Source organism: Thermobifida halotolerans, from assembly GCF_003574835.2.
Taxonomy (GTDB): domain Bacteria; phylum Actinomycetota; class Actinomycetes; order Streptosporangiales; family Streptosporangiaceae; genus Thermobifida; species Thermobifida halotolerans.
The window spans coordinates 1,343,071-1,356,997 of record NZ_CP063196.1; the positions used below are offsets into that span (position 1 = coordinate 1,343,071).

14 protein-coding genes and 2 pseudogenes are annotated in these 13,927 nt (G+C 73.8%); 12 read left to right on the plus strand and 4 right to left on the minus strand.

The window, feature by feature from the left end:
- Window positions 1-19 precede the first annotated feature (19 nt).
- From NI17_RS05945 to NI17_RS24375, 8 genes and pseudogenes are all read left to right on the plus strand, one after another.
- A complete protein-coding gene (locus tag NI17_RS05945; RefSeq protein ID WP_068692456.1) occupies window positions 20-1,009 on the plus strand; it encodes a methionyl-tRNA formyltransferase in 990 nt (329 codons plus the stop codon).
- Window positions 1,006-1,575: a quercetin 2,3-dioxygenase gene (locus NI17_RS05950; RefSeq protein WP_243597636.1), complete on the plus strand. Its 570-nt coding sequence runs from the start codon at window positions 1,006-1,008 to the stop codon at window positions 1,573-1,575. Before NI17_RS05945 ends, NI17_RS05950 begins: the two co-directional genes overlap by 4 nt.
- Window positions 1,572-2,324 carry an SDR family NAD(P)-dependent oxidoreductase gene (locus NI17_RS05955; RefSeq protein ID WP_068692458.1) on the plus strand — a complete coding sequence of 251 codons (753 nt, stop codon included), beginning with the start codon at window positions 1,572-1,574 and terminating at the stop codon, window positions 2,322-2,324. The genes NI17_RS05950 and NI17_RS05955 overlap by 4 nt, the downstream gene beginning before the upstream one ends.
- Before the next feature lie 107 nt (window positions 2,325-2,431).
- Window positions 2,432-3,025, plus strand: coding sequence for a TetR/AcrR family transcriptional regulator (locus NI17_RS05960; protein ID WP_068692459.1), 594 nt, complete (start codon window positions 2,432-2,434; stop codon window positions 3,023-3,025).
- 135 nt (window positions 3,026-3,160) lie between these two features.
- Window positions 3,161-4,378, plus strand: coding sequence for an MFS transporter (locus NI17_RS05965; RefSeq protein ID WP_170162999.1), 1,218 nt, complete (start codon window positions 3,161-3,163; stop codon window positions 4,376-4,378).
- Window positions 4,379-4,563: 185 nt separating this feature from the next.
- Window positions 4,564-4,860, plus strand: a complete 297-nt coding sequence (locus tag NI17_RS24365) for a 3-deoxy-7-phosphoheptulonate synthase (protein ID WP_068692460.1) — start codon at window positions 4,564-4,566, stop codon at window positions 4,858-4,860.
- A pseudogene (locus NI17_RS24370) lies at window positions 4,857-5,362 on the plus strand (3-deoxy-7-phosphoheptulonate synthase); the annotation flags it as partial. The gene NI17_RS24365 and the pseudogene NI17_RS24370, both read left to right, overlap by 4 nt.
- A 160-nt stretch (window positions 5,363-5,522) precedes the next feature.
- A pseudogene (locus tag NI17_RS24375) lies at window positions 5,523-5,582 on the plus strand (hypothetical protein); the annotation flags it as partial.
- Between the two features lie 87 nt (window positions 5,583-5,669).
- Here the strand turns inward: NI17_RS24375 and NI17_RS05975 are convergent.
- Window positions 5,670-6,395, minus strand: coding sequence for an HAD family hydrolase (locus tag NI17_RS05975; protein ID WP_068692462.1), 726 nt, complete (start codon window positions 6,393-6,395; stop codon window positions 5,670-5,672).
- 137 nt (window positions 6,396-6,532) lie between these two features.
- Between NI17_RS05975 and NI17_RS05980 the strand changes: the two genes are divergently transcribed.
- Window positions 6,533-7,270 (plus strand): phosphodiesterase, encoded by a 738-nt coding sequence (locus NI17_RS05980; RefSeq protein WP_211329422.1) that lies wholly within the window; start codon window positions 6,533-6,535, stop codon window positions 7,268-7,270.
- 475 nt (window positions 7,271-7,745) lie between these two features.
- Entirely contained in the window at window positions 7,746-7,988 is a 243-nt protein-coding gene (locus NI17_RS24620; protein WP_394326766.1) for a hypothetical protein, read from the plus strand.
- Here NI17_RS24620 and NI17_RS05985 read toward each other — a convergent pair.
- A complete protein-coding gene (locus NI17_RS05985) occupies window positions 7,891-8,139 on the minus strand; it encodes an acetyl-CoA carboxylase (protein WP_068692464.1) in 249 nt (82 codons plus the stop codon). The genes NI17_RS24620 and NI17_RS05985 overlap by 98 nt on opposite strands.
- A gap of 481 nt (window positions 8,140-8,620) precedes the next feature.
- On the opposite strand from NI17_RS05985, the gene NI17_RS05990 reads away from it, so the two are divergent.
- Window positions 8,621-10,747 (plus strand): protein kinase domain-containing protein, encoded by a 2,127-nt coding sequence (locus NI17_RS05990; protein WP_243597637.1) that lies wholly within the window; start codon window positions 8,621-8,623, stop codon window positions 10,745-10,747.
- A gap of 393 nt (window positions 10,748-11,140) precedes the next feature.
- On the opposite strand, the gene NI17_RS05995 is transcribed toward NI17_RS05990, so the two are convergent.
- Together NI17_RS05995 and NI17_RS06000 are read right to left on the minus strand one after the other, a co-directional pair.
- The gene (locus NI17_RS05995; protein ID WP_084012680.1) at window positions 11,141-11,446 is read right to left on the minus strand and encodes a protease inhibitor I42 family protein; all 306 of its coding nucleotides are present in this window, start codon (window positions 11,444-11,446) and stop codon (window positions 11,141-11,143) included.
- A gap of 801 nt (window positions 11,447-12,247) precedes the next feature.
- The gene (locus NI17_RS06000) at window positions 12,248-12,721 is read right to left on the minus strand and encodes a hypothetical protein (RefSeq protein WP_199860089.1); all 474 of its coding nucleotides are present in this window, start codon (window positions 12,719-12,721) and stop codon (window positions 12,248-12,250) included.
- A 325-nt stretch (window positions 12,722-13,046) separates the two neighbouring features.
- Between NI17_RS06000 and NI17_RS06005 the strand changes: the two genes are divergently transcribed.
- Window positions 13,047-13,925 (plus strand): metallophosphoesterase, encoded by an 879-nt coding sequence (locus NI17_RS06005; RefSeq protein WP_068692467.1) that lies wholly within the window; start codon window positions 13,047-13,049, stop codon window positions 13,923-13,925.
- Window positions 13,926-13,927: the final 2 nt, after the last annotated feature.

Genomic DNA, 13,927 nt, shown 5'->3' on the forward strand with positions numbered 1-13,927 from the left:
CAGCAGAAAGAGTCACGTGATGCCCGAAACCGCGCGCGTCATCCTGCTCTCCGAGGTGAACTCCAAGCTCGGCGAGCCCTTCCTCGACATGCTCCACCACCACCCGCTGACCGACCTCGCGGCGGTCGTGACGAGCCCGCCGGGCAAACTGTGCGACTACTTCGTCGCCGACGAGCGGCAGGTGGACCTGGAGGCGCAGGCCAAGACCCTGGGGGTACCCGTGCTGCGTCCGAAGAGCGTCAACGCCCCCGAGGTCGTCGCCCGCCTGCGCGCCCTGGAGCCCGACTACCTGATCGTGGGCAACTTCCAGCAGATCCTCAAGGCCGACCTCCTCGCGGTGCCCAAGGTGACCTCGGTCAACTTCCACCCCAGCCCGCTGCCGCGCTACGCCGGACTCGCCCCCTTCTACTGGATGGTGCGCAACGGCGAGACCGACGGCGCGGTCACCGCGATCGAGATGGCCGCCGGGGTCGACACCGGGGCGGTCCTCGCCCAGCACGCCACGCCGCTGACCGGCCGGGAGACCGCGCTGGAGCTGCGCACCGTCCAGGAGCGGGCCAACGTGCTGATGCTGCTCGACCTCATCCCGCAACTGGCGGCGCGCACCTTCACCCGCACCCCCCAGGACCCCTCGGAGCGGACCTACTTCACCCGGCCCGGACCGGACGACTACCGCCTGGACTTCGCCTATCCGGCGCACAAGGTCGCCTGCCACGTCCGCGCGGGCTACCGGCATCCGGGAGCGTTCGCGCGGACCCGGGACGGGCGGACGGTCACGATCCTGTCCGTGGGGGAGCCCGTGGTCGGCCCGGGGGAGCCGCCCGCGCCCGGTCTGGTGCGCACCACCTCCGAGGGGGTGTTCGTCGGCTGCTGCGACGCCTGGCTGCGCGTCCTCACCGTCGACCGCGACGGACGGGAGACGCCCGCCCAGACCAGCGACGTCCTCGTCGACGGGCGGATGCTGGAGTCCAGTGGCACGGCCGAGGTGGCGGAGGAGGTCCTCGCGTGAGCGTCCCGGAGGGAGCGGGCGACCCGATCACCGAACCCGAGGTCCTGTACCGGCCCCGCGGCCGGGGGCGCATGGTGTGGCTCAACGGTGACGTCTACACGGTGAAGATCGGCGGCGGCGAGTCGCGCGGGGCGATGGCGCTGGTCGAGGCGTCGGTGCCGCCCGGCGGGGGGCCGCCGCTGCACACCCACGACGTGGAGGACGAGGCGTTCTACGTCGTCGACGGCGAACTGGAGATCTACGCCGGGGAGCGCACCTTCCACGCCCGCGCCGGGGACTTCGTGTTCATCCCGCGCGGGACCGTCCACGGGTTCCGCAACACCGGGACCCATCCGGCCCGGCAGTTGCTGATCTTCACCCCCGGCGGTTACGAGCACTTCTTCTCAGAGGCGGGCCGTCCGGTCGTGGCCGGACAGCCCGCGCCGCCGCGGGACCCGGCCGACGACGCCCGGGTCAACGCGGTCGGTGAGAAGTACGGGTCGGTCCAGTTGCAGTTCGCGGACGGAACCGCGTTCGACGAGGGAGCCCGGGAGCGTTCCGGGACCGGACAGGGAGGAAGGACATGAGTGGTTTTCTCGACGGGAAGGCGGCACTGGTGACCGGCGGCAGCCGGGGCATCGGTGCGGCGATCGCCCTCCGGCTGGCGGAAGAGGGCGCCTCGGTGGCGATCAGCTACCACTCCGACAGCGGCACCGCCGAGGCGGTCGCCCGTTCCATCACCGACAAGACCGGGCGCCTGACCGTCGCCGTCCAGGGGGACGCGGGCGACGCCGTGGCCGCCGTGGCGGTGGTGGACCGCGTCGCGGAACTGCTGGGCGGACTGGACGTCCTGGTCAACAACGCCGGTGTCCTCGATCCCTCGTTCGCGTCGATCGACGAGATGGACCCCGCGGTGGCGTCCCGGGTGATCGACGTGAACGTGCGGGGCCCCCTGCTCACCTCCTGGGCCGCCAGCAGGCACCTGGGGGAGGGAGGGCGCATCGTCAACATCGGCTCCTGCCTGGGGGAGCGGGTGCCCGGTCCCGGCTACGTCGCCTACGCGGCCTCCAAGGCGGCGATCACCGGTCTGACCAGGGCGCTCGCCCGCGACCTGGGGCCGCGCGGCATCACGGTCAACGAGGTCGCCCCCGGCGCCACCGACACGGACATGAACCCGCAGGACGGACCCAACGCGGCGGCGCAGAAGGAGTTGTCGCCCCTGGGACGGTTCGCCACCCCGGAGGAGGTCGCGGAGGCCGTGGCCTACTTCGCGTCGCCGCACGCCGGGTTCACGACCGGGGCCAGACTGGGCGTCGACGGCGGGCGCAACGCCTAGCCGGCGGACGGGCCGCCGGTTCGGGCACCGGGTCCTATTCGGCTCCGGGCAGCGGTGCCCGAACCGGTTTTGGTCTATTCCATCCAGAAGCTGGTACGCTTCCCATTATGGGGAGACCACGCCAGTTCGACGAAGACCGTGTGGTCAGGGCGGCCTGCGACGAGTTCTGGGCCAAGGGGTTCGACGGGACGTCGACAGAGGACCTCTGTCGGGCGACCGGGCTGACCCGAAGCAGTCTCTACAACACGTTCCACTCCAAGGAGTACCTGTTCCGGCGGGCGCTCTCGTACTACGTCAACACCATGACCGCCAGACAAGTGGCCGTCCTCGACACGCGGGGCAGCGGACTGGAGCGCATCCGGTCGCTGCTCGCCGTGATCGTGGACGACGAGATGGCCAACCGCGACAACGGCGGCCAGTCGGGCTGCTTCACCGTCAACACCATCACGACGCTCGCCTCGCGCAATCCCAACGTCGCCCGGATCATCGAAGCCGACCTGCAAAGACGGCTGTCGTCGCTGCGGCTGGCCGTCATGGACGGCCAGCTCGACGGCTCCGTCGTCGACGACCGCGATCCGGGGGACCTGGCCTGGTACGTCACCTCGCTGATCTCCGGTATGCGGATCGCCGCCCAGTCGGGAGCGGACCGCGAGACCCTCGAGGGCATCGCGGCGGTCGGTGTGCGCGCACTGACCCCGTGACGTCCTGACGGCCGCGGGCCGAGGCGCCGATCCACGGCGTCCCGGTCCTCCGGCCCGCCCACCCTGTCATCTTCTGCCGCCGCGTGTGCCCCAGTTTTGGTCTGTTCTGTTCAAAACCCCGGGAGGAAGGATCCCATGCCCAAGTCCGTCTACCTCATGGCGCTCGGCATCTTCGCCATGGTCACCAGCGAACTCCTCGTCAGCGGCCTCATGCCGCAGATGTCGGAGGACCTGGGAGCCACCATCCCGCAGATCGGCTACCTCGTCACCGCGTTCGCCCTGGCCATGGCGCTGGGCGGCCCGATCGCCACGGTCGCCGTCCTCAGACTCCGCACCAACCACGCACTCCTCGTCCTGTTCGTCCTCTTCTTCGCGGGCAACGCCCTCGCCGCGGCCGCCACCTCCTACTGGCCCATGGTCGTCGCCCGGATCGTCACGGGCGCCGCCTCCGGAGCGTTCTTCGGCGTGGCGCTGTCGGCGGTCGCCCAGGTCACCCAGCCGCACCTGCGGGGCCGCGCGACCGGAGTGGCCCTCCAGGGCCTCATGGTGGGCACCCTGCTCGGCCTGCCGCTGTCCACCCTCATCGGGGAGCAGTTCGGCTGGCGGGCCGCCTTCGTCGCGGTCGGCGCGCTCACCGTCGTCGTCGCGGTGGCCACCATGATCGCCCTGCCCCGCCTGGACCGGCCCGAGGACGCCGGTCAGCTCCGCTCCGAACTCACCGTGTTCCGCAGGCCCCGCCTGTGGTTCATCATGGCCACCTCCACGCTCATCATCGGGGCCACCTTCGCGGCCTTCTCCTACTTCGCCCCGATCCTCACCGAGGTCACCGGCTTCTCCCGGGACATCGTGCCGCTGCTGCTGCTCGGCTACGGCGCGGCGACCGTCGTGGGCAACATCGTCGTCGGCCGCCTGGCCCTGTCCCACACCATCACCGTCATCGTCACCGGACTGGTCCTCAACACGCTCTTCCTGGTCACCTTCGCCCTGTTCGCCGACATCCCGGCGCTCGCGCTGCTCGCGATGGTCGGCATCGGACTCGTCGGCATCACCCTGAACCCGGCGATGATCACCCGCGTCCAGCGCGCCGGAAACGCCCGCGCCCTGGTCAACACACTGCACTCCTCGTTCATCACCATGGGCGTCGTGGTCGGCTCCGCCATCGGCGGACTCGGCATCGACACCTTCGGCCTGCGCGCCCCGCTGTGGGTCGGCGCCACCCTGGCCGTGCTCGCCCTGGCCGCGATGGTTCCCGCCGTCATCGGCGCCTCCACGGCCCGACGCCAGGACATCGACGTCTTCACCGAGACACCCGCCGACACCAGGGTCGAGGCCGCCCACGCCGCGGGCGCCTGACCCCCGAGACGGGCGCCGCCCCCTGCCCCCGGGCGGCGCCCCCACCCGACAGGTGCGCGGCCTCCCCTCCTCACCACGAGGCATGGTCACCATGGACCCCGAACAGCGTTCGAACCCCGTGGACCACTGGAGCTCCCTCCCGCCGAACAGCAGTCCGCCTGGCCCGCCCCCCAGCCCCGCACGACGTGGCCGCCGAACCGCGGACCTGTCCTCCGCTCGTCTTCGCCGGTGAGTGCGGCCAGCTCAAGGAGCGCCTGGCCGCGGTGGCGCGGGGCGAGGCGTTCCTCCTCCAGGGCGGAGACTGCGCAGAGACCTTCGGCGCCGTCTCCGCCGACCAGATCCGCAACAAGCTCAAGACGCTGCTCCAGATGGGCGCCATCCTCACCCACGCGGCCTCCGCACCCGTGGTCAGGGTGGGGGACGGATCGCCGGGCAGTACGGCGAACCGCGCTCCAGCCCCACCGAGGCCCGCGACGGCCTGACCCTGCCCGCCTACCGGGGGACGCCGTCAACGGCCCGGAGTTCACCCCCGGGACCCGCCGCCCCGACCCCCGGCGGCTCAGACGCGTCTCCCACGCCTCGGCCGCCACCCTGAACCCGGTGCGCGCCCTCACCAGCGGAGGCTACGCCGACCTCGACCAGGTGCACACCGGGAACCGGGACTTCGTGCGCAACTCCCCGTCCGGACAGCGCCACGAGGCGCTCGCCCGCGGGATCGACAACGCGCCGCGGTTCATGCGGGCCCGCGGCGTGGACCCGGCAGAACTCAGGACCGCCGAGTTCTGCTCCTCGCACGAGGCGCTGCTGCTCGACTACGAGGCGGCGCTGACCCGAACCGGTTCCAGAAGCGGCGACCCCTACGACGTGTCCGCGCACAAGCTCTGGACCGGGGAGCGCACCCGGCGGCTGGACGGCGCGCACGTCGGACTCGCCTCGCGCATCCGCGACCCGATCGGGGGGAAACCCGGACCGGCCGCCGCATCCGACGACGCGCTGGCGCTGACCGACCGCCTGGGCCCGTACCGCGAACCCGGACGGCTCACCCCATCACCCGCATGGGAGCCGACCGCATCCGCGACCGCCCGCCCACACCGCGGAGAAGGCCAGCGCCGCCGGGGCGCGGGGCGTCTGGGTCTGCGACCCCATGCACGGCAGCACCTCCAAGGCGGCCAGCGGGCACAAGCCCCGGCGCTTCGGCGACGTCCTCGCCGAGGTCCGGGGCTTCTTCGAGGTCCACCGGGCCCCGGGCACCCACCCCGACGCCGCCGCGTTCCACCGCCCGGCGCGGATCTCAGCCGTGGCTCGGGGCCGCCGCCACCGCGGAGAGCAGCGCGGTGAACGCGGCGGTGTCGCCGAGGTCGTCGAGGACGCCGTCGGCGCCCGCCGCGAGCAGGGCGGCGCGGTCGCTGCGGCCGGTGGCCACCCCGACGGCCCGCGCGCCCGCGTCGTGCGCGCCCCTCACGTCGTGCGGGGTGTCGCCGACGACCACCACGGTCGACGGCGCGACAACGGTGCCGTGCCTGTCTCCGGTGCGGGCGACGGCCCAGCGCACCAGTTCCGCCCGGTCGCCGCTGTGGTCGCCGTAGCCGCCGGTGTCCAGGTCGAGGCGGGCGTCCAGGTCGAACGCGGCGAGTTTGGCGACGGCCAGTTCCCGGATGTTGCCGGTCACCACGGTCTGCGCCACGCCCAGTCGGTCCAGGGCGTCGACCGCCGCACGGGCGCCGGGCAGCGCGCGGCCCACCTCGGCCATGCGGGGCCGCAGCTCCTCAGCGGCCCGGCCCAGCGCCGCGTAGAACCGGGTGAGCAGGTGCGGGGTCACCGCCACCCCGTTCAGGCGCAGGGTCTCGGTGGTGATGGCGAGTTCGGTGCGCCCGGCCATGTCCGCCACCGCGGTCAGGCGCCGCCCGGTGACGGCCGCGAACGCCCGCTCGTAGAGTTCGCGGCTGACCGGGCCGACGCTGAGCAGGGTGCGGTCGATGTCCCACAGGACCAGGCGCGGGGTGGGGGAGTCGGTCACGGTGCGATGGTCTCACGCCGGCCGCGCGGCGGTCGCGGGCGGTCGCGGTTACGGCGCGGCGTGCGGGGCAGTCGGCCGGTGTGACGCGACACCCGACCGCCTCGGCTCCGCCCCACGAGACGGGCGGAGCCGAGAATGTGCCCGAACAACTGCTGGACGCGGGCTTCCACGGGCTGGCGCGGGCGCGCCGGGCCCGCGCGTTCCACCCGCACGGCCTGTGGCTCGCCGGTGAGCTGACCACCGTGGCCGACGGACCGCTGCCGCTGGAGGAGGGGAGCAGCAGACCGGTGGCCGCCCGCCTGTCCAAGGGGGCGGGCGTCCCCGGCGGCGGCCCCGACGTCCTGGGCCTCGGGGTGCGCATCCCGCCCCGGGACGACCTCGAAAGACCGTGGGACCTGGCGCTGTCCTCCTCCGGGATCGGAGTGGTGACCCGCTGCCTTCCGCTGCCCGCGCGCGGCTGGGGCCGGGCCCGCTACAGCAGCCTGCTGCCCTACCGCGTCGCGGGTCGGACGGTGTGGCTGCTGGCCGTGCCGCACGGAGACCCGGTCAGCCCCGCCTCCCTGGCCCGCCTGGAGAGGTGGACACGCGAGCGGCCGCTGCGCTTCGCGTTGATGGCCGGTCCGGCGCGCGGCGGCTGGCGTCCGGCCGCGCGGCTGGTCCTGCACACCGTGCTGCCGGTGCCCGAGGCCGGACGGCTCTCCTTCGACCCGGTGCTCAACCGCCCCTCGGGGTGGACGCTGGCTCCCGACTGGCTCACCGAGATCCGCGAGAGCGCCTACCGGGGCAGCCGGGAGGGCCGTCGTGCCCCGGAGAAGCCGGAACGCGGCCGACAAGCCGGTCCGGTCGACTCGCCTGGCTGGTGGGCGGGACGGTGACCCGCTGGAGGCCGGCCCGCTGAGTCCCGGGGCGCCGGCCGCTCCGCCGTGTCCTGGTCCTCAGGGAGCCGCCGCGGGTCCTGGCGGCGGAACGGGCTTGCCCGCGCGTGTCCGGCAACGTCCGTGCACGACACGGGAGGGCGCGGTGCGCCATGCCGGGGCACGGGGGCCGTCCGACACGGGCGGTCCTCCACCGCGTCGACCGGTACACCCCCGGACCCGCTCGGTCTGCGGCGTCGGGGACGGCCCCCAACCCCTGCCCGTGCGGCGGGGACGGACTCGGCCCGGCGCGGGTCGGTGACGTCGGCTTCGAGGAGGTGGGCACGTCCCCGGTCCTCGCCGGGCGGCAGGCGGCGGCGCACTTCCACGGCGCCGGGCAGGTCCACGTCGTAGCAGTCGACCCCGGGACCGGTGGCGCCGCGTCTCCAGACCGCTGCCCGCCTCGACGACGGCGGCGTTCGGGTGCGCCCGCGTGGTGTACAACGATGCCCTGCGTCCGCGCGAGACCGCTCACGCGCGGGGGAACCGTTTCCGACGTTGCGCTGCCCAGGCGGGTGATCACCGCGGCGGTCACCAGACCGTGGTAGGAATCCCCTCCCTTCGAGGGAGGGGAGCGGAAGTCAATCCTCCACGATGCGGGCGATGGTGTCGCCCTCGGAGAGCATGCGCTCCTCCGGCACCGCGATCTCGGCGACCGTGCCGGACGACACCGACTTGACCTCGGTGAGCTGCTTGGCGACCTCGATGACCCCGATGGTCTGCCCCGCGTCGACGTGCTGGCCCTCCTCGACGTAGGGCGGCTCGTCGGGCCCGGGACGCCGGTAGAAGTGCCCGGAGAGCGGCGACGCGATCACCTGTGTGGCTGCCATGACTGCTCCTCTGCTGTCGAACGATCGGACCGCAGACCGCTACCCGCAACGGCCGCGACCTCGACACCGGGGCTCGAAACCAGTGCCGGGAAGCCAGGGGGAAGCCTCAGAGAACCCCGCCTCCGGGGGCTGGCGACCTCGGTTCCCGGGCGTGGGCGGGACGGCGCCCAGGAAACCTCCGCCTTGGGGGCGCCTGTCCGCTCCGCCACCGACCCGTGGCGGCCCACCTCGACGCCGCCGCCCGCATCCGCCACCCGCGCCCCTCTCACCCCGATAACGGTGGCCTTGGCGACCAGGGTCCGCTTCCTCCGGTGGCACGGCCGTTCCCGCCGAGATCACCACCGGCGAACTCGACACCGACACGGGCCGGTTGAGAAGCCGTATCAAAACACCATTCCCACCTGCCACGGGATTGCCTGCGCGCCGGCCCGGCCACTTGGATGGCCGGACCGGTTGCGGAGACGCTGGCAGGGAGGACCCGGTGGGCGAGTGGCGGGTCGGCGCGCGGGTCGACGGAAGGTACGAGGTCCGGCAGGTCCTCGGGCGCGGCGACCGCAGTGTGCTCTACCGGGTCCGCCACCTCGGCTGGGACACCGACCTCGCGGTGCGGCGGTTGCGCCCCGGAGCGTTTCGCGCGAAGAAGGCCCGGCGGCGGTTCGTCGCCGAGGCGCGGGCCTGGATGGCGCTGGGGGCGCATCCGCACGTGGTCCGCTGCCACTACGCGCGCTCCCTCGACGGAGTCCCCGCGCTGTTCGCCGAGTACCTGGACGGCGGCACCCTCCGTGAGCGGATCGCCGACGGCCGCCTGTACGCGGGCGCTCCCGCCGAGGTGTGGGCCCGCGTGCTCGACGTCGCGATCCAGGCCGCCCGGGGCCTGGCGCACGCCCACGCGGCCGACGCGGTCCACCAGGCCGTCCGACCGGGCAACCTCCTGTTCGACGCGGCGGGCACCGCGAAACTCACCGACCTCGGCGTCACCGCGGCCATGGCGGCGGACCTGCCGGAAACCGTCGACCGGCGGGGAGGCGCCGACTTCTGCGCCGCACCGGAACAGCGCCGGGGAGAGCGCGCCGACCCGCGCGGCGACCTGTGGGGCCTCGCGGCGAGCGTGCTGCTGATGCTCCTCGGCCCCCGCCCGCCCGGGCCCGGCGCGCAACAGGCGCTCACCGCCTACCGCGGGGGCGCCCGCCAGGACGCGCGGGTGCGCGCGGCCCCCGACGGACTGCTCGACCTGCTGCACCGCTGCCTGCGCGAGGAGCCGGACCGGCGGCCCGACAGCGCGGCGGAGGTCGCCGACCGGCTCGCCGAGGTGTACGCCGACACGGTCGGCCGCCCGTATCCGCGCCGCGCGCCCGAACCGGTGGCGCGCGCCGACGAACTCACCAACCGGGCGCTGGCGCTGCTGGACCTGGGCCGCACCCGGAACGCCGAGCAGGCCCTCGAACAGGCCCGGGAAAGCGATCCCCACCACCCGGAGGCCGCCTACAACCTCGGGCTGCTGCGCTGGCGCAACGGGCAGACCACCGACGACGCGCTGGTCGCCGACCTGGCGGCGGTCGACTCCCCGAGGGCGCGGACCCTGCTCGCCCGCGTCCACCGGGAGCGCGGCGACCACGCGGCCGCCCGCGCCCTCGACGGCACCGCGCCCCCCGACGGGGAGGAGACCGACCGCACGGTCACCCTCGAAGGCCGGTGGGGACCGGCGTCGTCGGTGGGTGTGACCCCCGACGGCCGCCTCGCGCTGGCCGTGAACCGCGACGGCCTGGCACGGGCCTGGGAACTGCGTACCGGGCGGCGCGTCCTGTCCGTCGGCCACCGCCGCCACCCCGTGCTGGCGGTGTGCCCCACCACCGACCACCGCACCGCGCTGATCGCGGCCGGAAAGACCGTGCGGACCTGGGACCTGGACACCGGACGGACCAGGCGGGCCTTCAGGGACCCCGGCGGCCCGGTGACCCTGGTGCAGGTGACCGCGGACGGGCACCACGCGCTGACCAGCGGGGTCGCGGAGCAGGCGGTGCGGATCTGGGAGTTGGACACCGGGCGCTGCGTGCACGCCTTCGAGGCCCACGACGGGCAGGTGGCGTCGGTGTGCGCGGTCCCCGGCACGGACCTGGTGCTGGTCGCGGGCCTGACCGGGGAGGACGCGACGGTGCGGGTGTGGGACCTGGTCGCCGACCGCCGCGTCGGCGAACTGCCCGGCGAGGTCGGCCCGGTCACCGCGGTCTGCGCCGCCCCCGACGGCCGCCACGCGGCGGTCGCCAGCGGCGAACCGGCCGTGCGGATGTGGGACCTGGACCGCGGCGAGCACGTCGGGGAGCTGCGCGGCCACACGGCCCCCGTGGTCTCCATGAGCGTCACCGACGACGGGCGCCACCTGCTCACCGCGTCCCTCGACGGCCGGGTGCGCGTGTGGGACCCGGCCGACGGCCGCTGCCTGCGTACGGTCGAAAGCGACCGGCCCATGGGCATGTTCGTGTGCGCCGTCCCCGGCGGCCGCCAGGCGCTGCTTCCGGGAGAGAACGGCACCCCCCGGTTGTGGCGGTGGGGGACCGGAGCAGCGGGACCGTTCCAACCGTGCCCGCCGCCCCCGGCGGCGGACCGGTAGCGCCGCCCGGTGTTCCTCTCCGATGTGCGCCTGGTGAGGAGAGCGTCATGGCCGGAACCGACCACCGCGCCGTTCCGGAGCAGACCCCGCCCGCCGAGAGCCCCGCCGCCCGCGCGGAGGGCCGGGCATGACCGCCCCGACGCTCGCGTCGGCGCGCTGCGGCTGGGCCAGGAGCCCCGCAACGGCTGGGCGCACGTCGTCGGACCGGGCCGGCCCAGGATCTACGACGGGCGCGACGGCGCCTCCCAGGCGCTGATGACCCGGGCCGGACGGGCCCGCCGGGCCAACCGCACCGTCAACCTGCGCGAGGAGTCCGACGGCGTGGTCTACGAGATCCGCCTCTGGCAGGAGCCGACCGGGTCCGGTCCGCGCGCCATGGGCCGGACCCGGTGGTCAGGTGACGTCGACGGTGATGCGCCGCTCCTCGGCGGGCGCGGCCTCCCAGCCGCGCGCCAACTGCAGGTCGATGTGCCACGTCCCCGGCCGGTCGGCGTGCAACCGGACCACGTGTTCCCCTGCGGCGCCGGGGGTGAGGCTCCCGGCGGGCGAACCGCGGTCCTCCTCCAGCAGCAGTCCGCTGCCCAGGCTCGCCACCGACCACACGTACCCGGTGGTGGCGTTCTCCGGCAACCGGACCACCACGGTGTCGCCCACGTGGGAGGCCACCCGCCCGCCGTCTGTCACATGAACCTCGCCCATGACAGCACCCTACGGACCCTTCCCCAAGGGACCGTCGGCGTCGCCTCCCCGGTCGGTCCGGTTTCGGCAAGGAATCCACTACCGGGAAGTCGGGCGGGCAAGGGCATTCCACCCCAGCGTCCGAGGCGGTCCACCACGGGCTGACGCAGGAGTGGGAGGCGCCCCCGGGCGCCGACCCACCCGCGCCCCCGCGGAAGGGAGACGGAGGAAAGGACATCCGCACCACGGGGCCGGGGAAGTCCGTGGCGCACGACACCTCCACAGTGCGGGAGGGTGGACGCGGCGCCGGGGCACCCCGACCGCCCGCTGCCAACCCGTGTTGACCGCTCCGGACGTTCACCGGGAATACCGCGCCCTCTCCCCGGCTTCCCGGCATTGGTCCTGGGGCCGGTGCCCCGGGGGCCGTCGCGGTCGTGGCGGCCGGGGCCGAAGCTCCCGTAGCCCCGGGAGCCGGTCAGGAGCTCGGCCGGTCCGGCGGTGGTCCTCCAGCCCCTCGGCTGCGGCCCGGTCGAGGCGGCGATCCCGCCGGTGACCAGGTCCAGGGAGGAGGTGATGCCGATTCCGCTGTGCGGCGCCCGAGAGGTCTGCCGCCGTCAGGACCGTGTCGAGGATGCCGTTCCCGCGGCTCGTCACATACGGGGGACCGGACGGGGCATGGGAGGCCGGGGGCCCCGTCTGCCCCGGAAGGACGGGGCGGGAAGTGGCGGCCACGCACCCGATCCTGCCGTACGGGTGTGATCGGGACACCGCGGTGGCCGGGAAGCGGCCGGGCGGAGAGGCCACCGGTACGGGGCCGCGGGCTCAGGAGGCGGGCGGCGGGACGGTCCTGCCGATGACCGGTCGGTGGAAGACGCCGCCGAAGTCGATGTGGTCGCCGCCGTGGGAGGTGGCGGTCACACCGCCGTGGACGGTGTGGGCCTGGACCACGGTGCCGGTGACGCCGCCGTGGATGGTGCCGGACACCCCACCCAGCGGGTTCTCGGATGCCAGCTCGTCCAGGATCGCCCGAAGTCCGGTGGCCGCGTCCGGGCTGTTCTTGAGCAGGCGGCGCAGCCGGGAGCGCCACTCGGTCCTGACCTCGTCGGCCAGTTCCGCGTCCTCGGTGACCTCGTCGCGGGCCTGCTCCAGCTCGGCGACGGCGGCGTCGCGGCCCCGGCCGAACAGGGCCGCGAACCGGTCGCGCACCGCCGCCCAGACGTCGGCGGCCATGGCCTGCACCAGCCCGGCGGCCCCGTCGGCGGCCAGGGCCGCCAGGTCCGTTCCGGGATCGGTCATGGAAACCTCCTCGTCCGTGGTCCGGCCGCAGCCGAAAGCGCCGGACATCTCCGCGGATATGACACGGTGACGGTCTCGTGCGGTTCCCGTCCGGAGAGTCCTCCGCGCGGCGACAGCACCCGGAATCTCGGACAGGACACCGGACCAGCCGCCCCGCGCGGTTTCCACCACCTCGACCACGAGCCGGCCACCGCTTTCTCCGCCGAGGGACCGGAGCCGGGCAGAACCATCCGGAGGAACAGGGACGCGCCGATATACCTCCTGCTCAGGGTGGGTAGCGCCGCTCGGAACCGGGAAAGCCCGGACGACCGGAAGGGGAGCACGGATGAAACGTCTGGCTCTATGGGTGGGAAGCGCGCTGCTCGCCGCGCTCGGACTGCTGGTCGGATACGGAGTGCTGGTGGAGCCGCGGCTCCTGCTCGACAAGGACCGGTTCACCATGGCGCTGCCGCAGTTCCCCGCCGACGCGCCGGGCAGGACCGTCGCGGTCTTCTCCGACCTGCAGACCGGCATGTGGTTCTCCAACACCGGGATGGTGGAGAAGGCCGTGGAGGAGGTGGTCATGGAGCGTCCGGCCGCCGCACTCATCGGAGGCGACTTCGTCTACAGCCGTGATCCCGCCCCAGCGGAGCAGATGGACCTGGTCGTCGAACTGCTCGCCCCGCTCACCACGGCTGGGATCCCGACCTTCGCCGTCCTCGGGAACCACGACTACGCCGTTGACGCGGCCGACGAGGTGATCGCGGGCCTCGAGAGCATCGGGATACGCGTCCTGCGCAACGAGGCGGTTCCGATCCCCGGCACCGAATCGGGCGGTACGGAGCTGTACGTCGTCGGACTGGGTCCCGCCCGGCTCGACCGCACCGACGTCGAAGCGGCCCTCGCCGCGGTGCCGGATGATGCGCCGCGAGTGGTGCTCATGCACAATCCGACGTCGTTTCCGAGACTCCCCGCGGACAGTGCGCCGCTGGCCGTGGCCGGGCACACGCACTGCGGCCAGGTCGCCATCCCGTTCACCCCGGTGTGGTCCTATCTCGAACTCACCAGCGAGGAGCGCGTCGTCACCGACGGATGGGCCCCGTCCGGCTACGGTGCCTCCGGAAACCGGCTCTACGTCAACTGCGGGATCGGGTTCAGCCTCGTCCCGATGCGGATAGCGGCGCCACCTCAGGTGGTGTTCTTCGACTTGCGTGGAGCGGCGTGATG

Bases quoted from the DNA above. Each gene is read 5' to 3' on its own strand.
- NI17_RS05955 (WP_068692458.1), top strand. From the start codon at position 1,572: ATGAGTGGTTTTCTCGACGGGAAGGCGGCACTGGTGACCGGCGGCAGC.
- NI17_RS05995 (WP_084012680.1), bottom strand. From the start codon at position 11,446: ATGGGCGAGGTTCATGTGACAGACGGCGGGCGGGTGGCCTCCCACGTG.
- NI17_RS05945 (WP_068692456.1), top strand. From the start codon at position 20: ATGCCCGAAACCGCGCGCGTCATCCTGCTCTCCGAGGTGAACTCCAAG.
- NI17_RS06000 (WP_199860089.1), bottom strand. From the start codon at position 12,721: ATGACCGATCCCGGAACGGACCTGGCGGCCCTGGCCGCCGACGGGGCC.
- NI17_RS05985 (WP_068692464.1), bottom strand. From the start codon at position 8,139: ATGGCAGCCACACAGGTGATCGCGTCGCCGCTCTCCGGGCACTTCTAC.
- NI17_RS05960 (WP_068692459.1), top strand. From the start codon at position 2,432: ATGGGGAGACCACGCCAGTTCGACGAAGACCGTGTGGTCAGGGCGGCC.
- NI17_RS06005 (WP_068692467.1), top strand. From the start codon at position 13,047: ATGAAACGTCTGGCTCTATGGGTGGGAAGCGCGCTGCTCGCCGCGCTC.
- NI17_RS05965 (WP_170162999.1), top strand. From the start codon at position 3,161: ATGCCCAAGTCCGTCTACCTCATGGCGCTCGGCATCTTCGCCATGGTC.